Source organism: Paenibacillus sp. NN59 (assembly GCF_057597225.1).
Genome location: NZ_CP199678.1, coordinates 4,236,859 through 4,248,876 on the forward strand (window position 1 = coordinate 4,236,859; position 12,018 = coordinate 4,248,876).

The window sequence follows — 12,018 nt, forward strand, 5'->3', positions numbered from 1 at the left end:
GTGCATAGCGCATAACAAAATCGACAACCAAATTGATAACCGAATAGATAGTCAAAATAAATAGGCCCCTGCTCGCCAAAGGATGAATCATCCCAAGGGAACAGGAGCTTATTTTTATTTTCGTATGAAATCTATATGTGATCTACATCGATTAATGTGCCAAGGTTGTCCATTCCACACCTTCGGGAAGTAGAGCGGCAATGCGGTCTTTGGCTTCCTTCTGGGTATAGATCGACTCATCCAGAATCGCGGCCGAACCGGAGTCACTGCTTGTCCGAATCAAACGTCCAAGGCCCTGCTTCACCCGCAGCAACATATACGGCAGATCGATCTCTTCATATGGCGAAGCCGATGCATTCCGTTTGGCATTGAACACGGGGTCCTGCGGTGGATACGGAAGCGACCAGATCATCACGTTGGATAGCGATGGTCCTGGAACGTCCAGACCTTCCCACAGATTGACGGAGCACAGCACACTTTCCTCATCCTGCTGGAACGCCGCAATCAGATCACTGATCTCTCGATCTCCTTCATACATAAAGCGCAAGCCCTGCGCCTCTGGCACATGCACGATATCCCGCTTGAACGCAAGCAACTCCTCCATCGTACGGAACAGAATCAGTGCACGACCACCGCTCTCCTGGAGCAAAGCAGCCGCATCACGTAAACGGTTTTCGTTCTCTGCATGACCGGGAACAGCTTGTTCGGCAATTTTCATCTGCATTTTATCTGCGTAGTCGTACGGAGAAGCCACCGAGAACGATACAAAATCCTCAATCCCCAGACTATCTGCCACATACCGGAATGAGTTGTCCACGGACAGCGTAGCCGATGAAAAGACAATTGGAATACCGGTGTTGAACACACGCTCGTTCAAGATTTCCTTCACGGTACGAGGCATAATGGATAACGTAGTCTCATCCTCGCTCTCTTCCGCCCAACAGATGTAACCATCCGCCTTGCGGAACAGAGACAACGCTGTCTGGATCATATCCAGATGTTCTTCCACGACACGCATCTGGTACCCGTCCAGCGAGAATAATCCACTCTCGAATACCAGCTCTTCGCCAATCGCATCCAATACATTCGTCAAACGTTCAATCTCACGTAGCAATGGTGCTTCCACCCGAACTTCTTTCCGTTCCGAGCCGGGAATGGCCACCGTATACGTATCGAGCAGACGGAACAAACGCTCACTGCTTTCAATCGCCTCATCTACTCGCTCCGCAAGAGATTCACGAATCTCGCCTTCAAGCAGACGTGTAACCAGTTCTTCGAAAATGCGGTGTTTCAACTTGTAACTCAGGGCGTTCAATGCCGCTTCTTCCAGCAAATGGCCTTCATCAAATACTACCGAGCTGTGATCCGGCAATAAAGGCAGTTGTCCTTCGCGTTTGCGCGCTTCATAGGTCCACACATGCTCCATATAGTAATCATGGGAACAGATGATGATGTCTTTGGAACGACGGTAATGATCACGCGACAGCGTCAGGCCGCAGCGTTGTCTTTTTGGACACACGAAACAATCCTGAAACGGATCCCAGTTAATCTTGTTCCACTGGCGGTCGTTCAGATGCGGGTACTGTTTGCGGTCACCATACGGATGAAAGGCCTGAAGTGTTCCCGGCGTATTCACGAATTCCGGCAGGCTCTCGTACACCTCTTCAATCACTGGCGCATCCTCATCGGCGAATCGGACTGCACTCAGTTTGTTCAGACAGACGTACTGATCTGGCGACTTGCCCAGACGTGCATCCACTTGCAGATCCAGATGTTCAGCGAGCTTCGCAATATCTCCACCCGGCTTCACCAGCTGTTCAATCAAAGACTCATCGGCACAGGCGATCACCGCCGGTTTGCCCGTATAACGTGCATAACAAACCGCGTAGAGCAGATAAACGAGTGTTTTACCTGTTCCTACGCCGGCCTCGGCCATAATCGTCTTTTTATCTCCATAGGCCCGTTCGAGCTGGTACGCCATAAAAATCTGTTCGTCCCGTACCTCGAAGCCGGACTCTGGCAAAATATCATAAAACACATCGGCCACCCACTCTCCCAGACGGGATACAAAAGGTTCAGCCGGATCATATGCAAAAGGGTAACGTTGTGTAGACAATCCTGGGTCAGCCTCCATTCTTAGACGCGGTCCTCTTTCATTCATTTTCCGTTCAAAAAAGGCCGCAGGGCAAAAGTTAATTATCGCATGTGATGAGGTAGGTGACAAGTTTTTTTTCACCTGCTTAGCGGAGAAGCCGGAATACGGCTATGTATAGATCTTGACCTCAGGGAAAATATATACAGGAATCCAACTTTAGGAAAGGTGGTATACCGCTCCATGGATAAACATTCTTCACCATCCGGGCATTCCTCAGACCCATCCAACGAAACGTTGACGGATCGGCAGGGCCATCCGATTACCGACAATCAGAACGTACGAACCGTGGGCAACCGCGGACCGACCACACTGGAGAACTATCACTTTCTCGAAAAAATTACACACTTCGACCGCGAGCGTATCCCGGAACGGGTCGTGCATGCCCGTGGGGCTGGCGCTCATGGCGTATTTGAAGCATATGGAACGGCCGGCAATGAACCCGTATCGAAGTATACAAGAGCACGTCTGTTTCAAGAAAAAGGCAAACAAACGCCCGTGTTCGTACGCTTCTCGACCGTCATCCATGGCGGGCATTCCCCGGAGACGCTACGGGACCCGCGCGGATTTGCGGTTAAATTTTATACCGAAGACGGCAACTGGGATCTGGTCGGCAACAATCTGAAAATCTTTTTCATCCGTGACCCGCTGAAATTCCCGGATATGGTGCATGCGTTCAAACCCGACCCGCTGACCAACGCACAGGATATGGAGCGGTTTTTCGATTTTGTCTCCCTCAGTCCCGAAGCGACACATATGGTGACCTTTCTCTTCTCACCGTGGGGCATTCCGGCGAATTATCGGCAGATGCAGGGGTCAGGCGTAAATACATACAAATGGGTGAACCAGGACGGCAAAGGTGTGCTCATCAAATACCACTGGGAACCGTTGAAACAAGGCATTCGCAACCTGCTGCAGAAGGACGCTAGTGAAATTCAAGGCCAGAATTTCAATCACGCCACACTCGATCTGTATCATGCCATTGAACAGGGTGACTTTCCCGAATGGGAGCTGTGCGTTCAGGTGATGGAGGATGGCGAACATCCGGAGCTGGACTTTGACCCGCTGGACCCGACCAAGCTGTGGCCGCAGGATCAGTTTCCGTTTCTGCCTGTAGGCAAAATGACGCTGAATCGCAATCCCGAGGATTATTTTAATGAAGTGGAACAAGCTGCATTCGGGACGGGTGTGCTGGTGGATGGGCTTGATTTCTCGGATGACAAGCTGCTGCAGGGACGTACCTTCTCCTATTCAGATACCCAGCGTCACCGGGTGGGTTCAAACTATCTGCAATTGCCCGTGAATGCGCCGAAGAACCGGGTAGCTACTAATCAAAGCGGCGGGCAAATGCAGTACAAAGTGGACCGGGCACCGGGTCAAAATCCACATGTGAATTACGAGCCTTCTTCGCTCGGGGGATTAACGGAAGCTCAACCGCGCGGCAAGGAGCATGAACCGCTGGTGGAAGGCCATCTGGTGCGGGAGAAAATTGAGCGTACGAATGATTTTGGGCAAGCCGGGAATACGTACCGGGCGTTCGAGGATTGGGAGCGGGATGAGTTAATCAGCAACATGGTCGGCGCATTGGCTCAATGCAAACCGGATATCCGGGAGCGCATGATTTCTTATTTTACCCAGGCGGATGCGGATTACGGGCGACGTGTGGCAGAGGGACTGGCTGCTGTATCCACAGACGATAGTGAAACAGTGCAGCCGAAGTATGATTCGAGCGTTGAGCAGGCTGCAAAACGTAGTCGCGAGACGGATGGATATTAATAGGCGCTAGATGAGCTGGACGAGTATTGTCCATAATTAGATGAGTATTATTGCATAAAAAGTTAGATGAATTATCGCCCCGTGAGTCTGGGTGCCAGTGTTGGCAGCCGCTTATGGGGCTTTTTGTTTGGAGAAAGCTGTTGATATTGGAGAAAAATGAAGTTCAAAACGGTAGATTCGGGATAAGTCTCGTATGATCAGCTCGGGAAAAACAGGCATATTCACGTTCATTTCGGACGATGGTTCGTTAAAAAAAGGCGATCAGCCAATGATCGGATTACATTTCCATTGGTGATTGGATGGGATTCGGAGCGCTTATGCCTGTCCTGCCAGTCTTGAACGCAACCTGATCAAATGATTATTGATGATAACGTTTACAACATTTACCATGAAGCTGTGTCCGGGTGGATACCTTTTAGGCAGTAGGCCGGGTAGGACGAAGCAAGTGACGTATCATATTCTGCTCTCATTGAAGTCAGCTCTGCTCTGTTCTGCTTTGTTCAGTCCAGACACGGTTACCCGCCAGCTCGATATTTTATTCCAATTACCCAAGGAGGCTTGCATCATGAAATTATTCCCTTCCACATCCACTCATGCATCTGCACGATCCCAGCGTTCCCTGAAATCCAAAATGACCAACATCTGTCTTAGTGCTGCGTTCCCTCTATTACTATTAAGCGGTGGTTCGGTCGGTGCCGCAGAAATGTTGGAAGGCGGGTTACCTAATACCTCAGCGTCAGAGTCAGTGGTGAACAGTTCCAATATTACACTGGCTGCGGGTGATTTGTACGTGTCTCCTAACGGCTCTGCCAGCAATCCGGGAACGATCAATAGTCCAACGTCACTCGCTAACGCTCTGACCCAGATCGCCCCTGGCAAAACGATCTATTTGCGAGGCGGAACCTACAGCTTCTCGCAAACGATTACGATTGAACGCGGTAACAGCGGTACCGCTTCACAACGCAAAAATCTGGTCGCCTACGGATCGGAAAAACCCGTCTTTGATTTCTCGGCTCAAGCCTTTGCTTCCACGAATCGGGGATTGCAAATGTTCGGGGACTACTGGTTTGTAAAAGGACTTGAGGTCAAAGGTGCTGGAGATAACGGTATCTTCATTGGTGGCAGCTACAACCGTCTGGAACAGATCGAAGCCCACCATAACCGTGACACCGGCATTCAGATCGGACGTTACGCATCAACGGCTGCCAAGAGTGAATGGCCTTCCTATAACGAAGTCATTCGTTCATACTCCCATAACAACTACGACCCGGATGACGGCGAGGATGCAGACGGATTTGCTGCCAAGCTAACGGTCGGTCCAGGGAACGTATTCGATGGCTGCATTGCCGCCTATAACGTGGACGATGGCTGGGATCTCTATAGTAAAACAGATACAGGTGCCATCGGTGCAGTGACGATTCGCAACAGTATCGCATACGGCAACGGCGCAACTGCTGACGGAACGTCCACTTCGAACAGTGACGGTAACGGATTTAAGCTAGGCGGCGAGAAAATTGCCGTGAATCACATTGTCGAGAACAATATTGCGTTTAATAACAAAAAGCATGGCTTTACCTATAACAGCAATCCGGGTTCGATACAGATGACTAACAACACCTCCTGGAACAACGGACAAAGCAACTTTGCCTTTGACAAAGGTACGCACATCTTCATTAACAACCTGTCCTTCCAGGGCGGCGCCAGCGACAAAACCAGCGGAACCGATGTCAGCAGCACCAACGTCTGGTGGAAAAACAAAAAAAGCGTCAACGACAAAGGCCTGCTCGCCAGCGCAGCCGACTTTGTCTCCCTCGTACCTTCCGTAACCCGTGCCGCAGACGGCACCCCTGTATTGGGTAACTTCCTGAAGCTCGCAGGTGGTAGTGATCTGATTGGGTCGGGAACGCCAGCGGGGAAAAATATTGGAGCGCGGTAGGTGGTAGTTTGGCGAAATAAAAAATAATTCATAAAGCAAAGTCCCCTCCCCCATGCCAGCCTAGTCGGTGGTAATGGAGAAGGGGATTTTTGAATTGCTGTGTATTGTCTAGTGGCTCAAAAAGTAGATAGGTGCTCACGGTTTGGCTAAAACCTCAATCATCAGTCTGACGCCTGTACGAAAGCCCTGCTCAAACGCCGCTTCCACGTACATGGATGTGGACTGTCCGATCAAGTCAATCAGTTGCTCCAAGGCATCGTATTCTGTATCTGGGAGCTTTGTTTTGTAGTTTTGCATCATGTCCGATATCTGGCGATTAATCTCCTGATACTCTCCTTGCTCAGGATGAATCGACTCGTCCAGTCGCATGTTGCCGTGAAACAAATCTTCGATCAGGTTTGACATATTATCCCCACCTAGTCTTTTTACCAACTATTCTCACTATACTTTAGCGGATTTTCCGCTAAAAATCAATAGCGGATAACACGCTAAAGTATGATGTTGGTGAGGTGATGAACATGTATGCTCGTATACGCAATTTGCGTGAAGATAAAGACTTATCCCAAACACAAATGGCCGCCTATCTCGGTTGTAGTCAACGTGTCTATAGCAACTATGAACGTGGTGAGTTGGATATTCCAACGGCTATATTGATAAAGCTAGCTGACTATCATCAGACAAGTACAGATTATCTTTTGAACCGGACGGATATAAGAAGGCCCTATCCTTCGATTTAAGTTAAATTTTTTTATTTTGAACTGAGGCTAAGCAAACCGTTAAAATGCTTAAACCTCAGTTAAATTAAATATTATGATAATACAGAACTGATTCAAATATCTCATCGATGGCAAATGTAAATGTGGGTCAATAACATTAACTGTTATAATCAAGCTTACCAGTCTTTATTTTTTCAGTATTTTCTCCAGAATCTGTCCCATACATAATTGTTATATCCATATCTTTAGTTGCATTATATATGTCTGGGTATAGTTCTTTAGTTTTTAATAAGTTTTTAGGACTTCTATGAAATTTATCTTTCGGTAATTTAGGGTTCTTAGCATGAATAACTTCCCAGTTTTTTATACCTATTGGATAGATTCCATCACTCTCATTATCTAACTTATTGTAATTTATTATTGCTCTTCTTTTTTCATCTGATAGTATATATTCATTAGGAACTTGTTCATCCAAATTATTAACAAATTCTTTAATACTGAATTGCCCTTTACCATTACCAATTCCAAAATAATTAATAAAATCATTGTATTCTGTATTTCCGTTAATTGAAAAACGGTATCCTTTTTGAATTGATACGCACAGAACACTGCCACTTGCCCTTTTAATGAATGTTAATTTCCACCCACCTGAATCCCTAGTGTCAAATATTGTATCAGATATAACATTATTGTATTTATGTTCGAAAGTTCCTATCTCTACATTAAGTTGACGCATAGAACCATAAAATGTTTTTAATCCATTTACCATGCTGCTATAAGAGTACCCCATATTTTTCTACCTCCAATCAGTAATTTTACTAATTCCTAGCGATCTGACTTCTTAACATATTAATTCACCCTTTAAACATCACTCCATAACCATCAACACACAACAAGTTCACCGAGTGATGTGCGTGTTACCATGGTCATTTCCTCAGATAATTTTATTAGGTAATTTTTTGTTGTTTGAGCATCCTTTATTTCCGCATGGATTTAGTGTGAGTTTATCCAACAGGGATGAATAATATTGTAAGGAATGAATAAAGGTAACTCCAAAAATCGAGTTACCCTAACAAATGAGTCTTTAACTATAGAGAAAGATTCAACAATAGTTAAAGCTTTATATTAGACAACATTCTTTTAAGTTGTTACAATTACTGTTTTCGGTATAGACCAAGATAAATGACAATTTTATTTTTAGTCACTAAACTCTAGGAGTCGCATTATTTATAAACCCAATTTCAAAGCCTTCTCTTTCGTCTACACTAAATTTCTTAACAATATATTTATCTAATTGAGATTCCATTGACTCAGGAAGGTCATTATCTACTACAATCACTTGAAAATCATAGTTTTCAACCAACTCATCACTTAAAGAACTCAAATAACTATAAATATTTTTATACTTTTTAGGATCGTTAATACCTTCTAATGTATCTTCTGATTGATTAGTATTTTCCAAGTACTTAGCTTTAGTTTTTCCAATATATTTACCTACAGTATCAATCATAAGTAGACTTGGAAAATTAGTATCTGTATCCAAACTGTTCCTCAACAAGCTAAACAAATAGCCTATAGATACTAAGGTTCTCAAACCACCAGAGGTTAGTTTTGAGTAGTCTCTATCTCTAACGACTGGCAAAAATGTTTTATCACTAATTTTTATTCCATAAGGGTTGCGTATTGGTATAAAAGTTAAGAATTCATTTAACCAATCCGCAATATTTGCTAAAACACCATCGACAGATGGTGCCCCTTCAACAAGGCCTATCATTCTGCTGTTCGATTGTGAAATCTGTTCGGTTAATACATCCGTTCTTTTAGTTAATTCGTTCAGCTGATTTCGAAGTTTAAGCAAATAATCAGTACGTTTGATTTCCTCGTTAATCTCACCTCTCCTTGTGTTAAGCAAATCTCGTTGAGACATAAATGGTGAAACAAATTCATTGGTTTTTAAATCTAACATATCTTTTACTTTTTTTATTTCAGCACTAAGTGAAGTTGTTTCTTCAATTAAATCCAAGATACTTCCCCTATCTCTATCAATCAATAGGGAAATTTCTTTGAAACGATTTTTCAAACTCTTTACTTCCAATTCTATAGAACTAGAATCATACTGACTAAATAGTTCATTGAATTTAGATGCCTGCAGTTCATTGTCACAAACAGGACAATTGACATGATGACCTTCATGATTTGGGAGCTTCTTTATCACCTCAACAGAAGCCAATAATTTATCTATGTCTTGTTGATAATCCCTCTTTAAACGTAAATTTTGATCAAGTTGTGTTTCTTTATACATTTTATTTAATGTTAGACTATCGAGATGACTCTGTTTAGTAACAATAATCTCCCTAAGTTCATTATCATGATCCGAATTTGATTTCATATTATTTGTTAGCTGTAGAATTTCATTATCGAGAATCTTCAATTCCTCAGTTAATTTTTCTGATTTCCCCTCTAAGGATTCAGTAGTTTCAAGACGCGCTTCTCTCAGAAAAGATGATATAATAGTGAATTGTTGGATAATTCCATTTTTAACTCTAGTCTTTTCCGCAATATCCTCTTGTAATTCAGTAATTTGACTGTCCAATAGATTATGCAAAAATTTAAAAGTCTCTTTATTTTTCACGAAAACAACAGGGTTTTTTTGGTCCAATATATCTTTATTCCCCACATCATCTTGATCTAAAAAACAAAATTTAAAAATGTCACGAAAACTTAATGAAGACATTTTCGAATCTGCTTTGGAAGGAGCTTGTTTTAGTTTAACTAATGAGATGTTCAAAGCTTCTAGCATAAAATCTGAAAAGTAACCATCTGGACCTTCCTTTACAAAACTTGAGCCATATTCTTTTGGAAAAACACTTTCCATTTTATCAATATTCGAATGGTAAACCTCTATATGAGACTTTGGATTAAAAATATCCCTTTTAATTGTATATATATCATCATTTAACTCCAGCTCCAACAATCCATATTTCCCGTGAATTTCCATTTCATCATATAAGAAAACCTCGCTTGAACCAAGAAGGTAATCTACCATATTAAGAATACTAGATTTACCCGTATCTGAGTCTCCATATATAATATTTAATCCTAAAGTAAATGGAACAATGTAATTTTTTTCTCTACCTACAAGTATGAGTTTTTTTAATATTAATCGAGGAGACTTATTTTTTTTCATTATATTACCACTCCGTAATTAATTGATTTTAATATTTTTTGTAATTGAGAGGCAGAGAATTTCTGTAATGGGATAAGAACCTTGCTAAGTTCTTTAATTCTATTAAAATATGTTGACTCCAATTGCTCAACAAACTCTCTACCAAGTTCAGTAGCAAAATAAAAGATATGTCCTTCTTTACTATGTTCAACAGAAATGTATTCATTATAGATTAAAGAGTATGTTATTTTTTTTATAGTACTATAGTCATATAAAGAAGCTCTATTAGGAAAGAGAGATTCAATTGAATCAGCTTCTTTCTCCTGTAAATCCATCAATTTCCCTTGATCTACAGTCTCAAGAATTTTTTGTAGTAAAACGGGATTTCTTACTAAATAATCATATGTGGATAATTTTTCTATACTCAAAAGCAATTTCCCTCTTTTACTTACACCTAAAAATTGAATGAGGATCAACAATCTTGCTAACCTTACGTTCGACTCATTCTCCGGAACAATAAATGGTAGTGTCTTCATATACCTCTAGCCTTTCTAAATTGTTCTATAGATTGAATGTTTTGCTTTTGAGCCCACCATAAATCTTTTTCCATCATATTCATTAGCTGATGAAGCATCCCCATTTTCTGAAAGCCTCCAAGTAAAGGAATCGTACTTTTTAAAAAATCTGTTTCTTTGCTAAGCTGTTCATGGACAAATGTTACTAAATGATTACTATCATTTAAATCACCACTCATTAACTTGCCGAATGCAATAGAATAGAAGGTTTCTATTCTTGAATATAAATCTGCTAGCGTAGCTATTGCATGTTCTCCTTGATTCACCAAAACTTTCCTCATGTATTCTGCATTAAAGAAAGTTTGTTTTGCACTATTAATATGAATATTATGTACGTCTGCAATGAGAAGCCTTAAAACAAATATCTCATCGTCTAGTTCTCCTTGATCGACAAAAGGCCTAACTTGAAACGGTTCTCCTAATGAAATTTCTTCTGCAAATTTACGGAGAATTGATTGAATGGCTACATAAACATGCCTTCTTTTATCTTTTGGACGAGTGATAGTGTTATGATTGTCATCACACGGCACCGTTTCTGGTTTCTCAGCTTGAAAAAGTATCGCGCTACCCTCATCAACTATTTCATCATATTGTCCATAAAAACAAATCGTTTGCGGTAATGATTTGCAATGAATCCAATTTTGATTAATTTTCGAAAGAACTGGACTTAGTGGTTTTAGATCAATTGCCTGCACATTATTAAATAATTTTTCACCTAGTTTACCCCATTCAGTACCATTATGAGGTACAGCTAATGAAATAAACAATTTCACTTTATTCGAAGGTACATCTTTATTCAATTCATTTAAAATAAACGATTTAGTAACAAGTCCTCCCATACTATGTGCAATAATGATTATATTCTCATAATAATCGCAGTTGAACTTAATCACTGATTGAATAAAATCTCCTAATTGATTAATCCCCAAGTTCTTCCTGGCAATTTCAGTTTCATGGTTAAACATTCTCTTAAAAAAACTGGTTTTCACCTTAAAACCATACATATCAACTAGTGTTGTATAATAACTAATATAAGCAAAATCATAATTATCTGCTATTTGACGATCTTCAAGCAGCATTCTGGGGAATTCTTGTCCAAGATCATTAATCCACGTTTCATTACTTCCAGTAAACCCATGAATAAACAAAACAAGGTTCCTATTTTGATTTTTCTGAATAAATTCTATTGCACTCATATTCGACCCTCACCTATTATATTGCAGATATAGTAGAAAGATATAAGTCTTGTAACCCACTTTAAATCTTTAGACCTATTGTTCAGTATAACCGAAGAGGATCGTCGATTGTTGTCATTTCTTGTCACAGAAATGATGATTATGAAAAAAAAACAACCCTTAATCAGATTCACTTAAGGGTTGTTTTTTTTATGGAAAGAATACTATTCATAACAATCCGTCAAATCCACCCGATGCTCTTCCCGATTATACCAATTCGCTCCAAATATAGACATTCGTTGTTCTTTACATTAATGTATGTTCACTAATTAGCTAAGAATGTATATCCAATCTTTTTTACGATATCTAGAAAAATACAAATATCCTGTTTAGCTTCTGGGTGCTCCTTCTCACTGTAAGTGACTAAATAGTTATAAAATCATCATATTCCATGACTGCCATTACATCTTCATCATATGCTGGCGGTTCTCCAATAAAACACACTTTCTGATCACCAATATA

9 protein-coding genes are annotated in these 12,018 nt (G+C 41.4%); 3 read left to right on the forward strand and 6 right to left on the reverse strand.

The window, feature by feature from the left end; all coding sequences use genetic code 11:
* Positions 1–151 precede the first annotated feature (151 nt).
* Positions 152–2,134 (reverse strand): ATP-dependent DNA helicase, encoded by a 1,983-nt coding sequence (locus ACT89M_RS18700; RefSeq protein WP_154957679.1) that lies wholly within the window; start codon positions 2,132–2,134, stop codon positions 152–154.
* A gap of 201 nt (positions 2,135–2,335) precedes the next feature.
* Here ACT89M_RS18700 and ACT89M_RS18705 point away from each other — a divergent pair, with 201 nt between their 5' ends.
* Positions 2,336–3,928: a catalase gene (locus ACT89M_RS18705; protein ID WP_154888389.1), complete on the forward strand. Its 1,593-nt coding sequence runs from the start codon at positions 2,336–2,338 to the stop codon at positions 3,926–3,928.
* Positions 3,929–4,631: 703 nt separating this feature from the next.
* Positions 4,632–5,864, forward strand: a complete 1,233-nt coding sequence (locus tag ACT89M_RS18710; protein WP_261769251.1) for a right-handed parallel beta-helix repeat-containing protein — start codon at positions 4,632–4,634, stop codon at positions 5,862–5,864.
* 135 nt (positions 5,865–5,999) lie between these two features.
* Here ACT89M_RS18710 and ACT89M_RS18715 read toward each other — a convergent pair whose 3' ends face one another.
* Positions 6,000–6,269 carry a DUF6809 family protein gene (locus ACT89M_RS18715; RefSeq protein WP_308723134.1) on the reverse strand — a complete coding sequence of 90 codons (270 nt, stop codon included), beginning with the start codon at positions 6,267–6,269 and terminating at the stop codon, positions 6,000–6,002.
* A 113-nt stretch (positions 6,270–6,382) separates the two neighbouring features.
* Here ACT89M_RS18715 and ACT89M_RS18720 point away from each other — a divergent pair, with 113 nt between their 5' ends.
* Positions 6,383–6,601, forward strand: coding sequence for a helix-turn-helix domain-containing protein (locus tag ACT89M_RS18720; RefSeq protein ID WP_308723135.1), 219 nt, complete (start codon positions 6,383–6,385; stop codon positions 6,599–6,601).
* 136 nt (positions 6,602–6,737) lie between these two features.
* On the opposite strand, the gene ACT89M_RS18725 is transcribed toward ACT89M_RS18720, so the two are convergent.
* From ACT89M_RS18725 to ACT89M_RS18740, 4 genes are all read right to left on the reverse strand, one after another.
* A complete protein-coding gene (locus ACT89M_RS18725; RefSeq protein ID WP_308723136.1) occupies positions 6,738–7,370 on the reverse strand; it encodes a DUF6037 family protein in 633 nt (210 codons plus the stop codon).
* 414 nt (positions 7,371–7,784) lie between these two features.
* On the reverse strand, positions 7,785–9,767 hold the full coding sequence (locus ACT89M_RS18730; protein ID WP_308723137.1) for a hypothetical protein: 1,983 nt from the start codon (positions 9,765–9,767) through the stop codon (positions 7,785–7,787).
* Entirely contained in the window at positions 9,767–10,282 is a 516-nt protein-coding gene (locus ACT89M_RS18735) for an ABC-three component system middle component 4 (RefSeq protein WP_308723138.1), read from the reverse strand. The genes ACT89M_RS18730 and ACT89M_RS18735 overlap by 1 nt, the downstream gene beginning before the upstream one ends.
* Complete coding sequence (locus ACT89M_RS18740) at positions 10,279–11,517, reverse strand: ABC-three component system protein (protein WP_308723139.1); 1,239 nt, start codon at positions 11,515–11,517, stop codon at positions 10,279–10,281. The genes ACT89M_RS18735 and ACT89M_RS18740 overlap by 4 nt, the downstream gene beginning before the upstream one ends.
* Between the last annotated feature and the right edge of the window lie 501 nt (positions 11,518–12,018).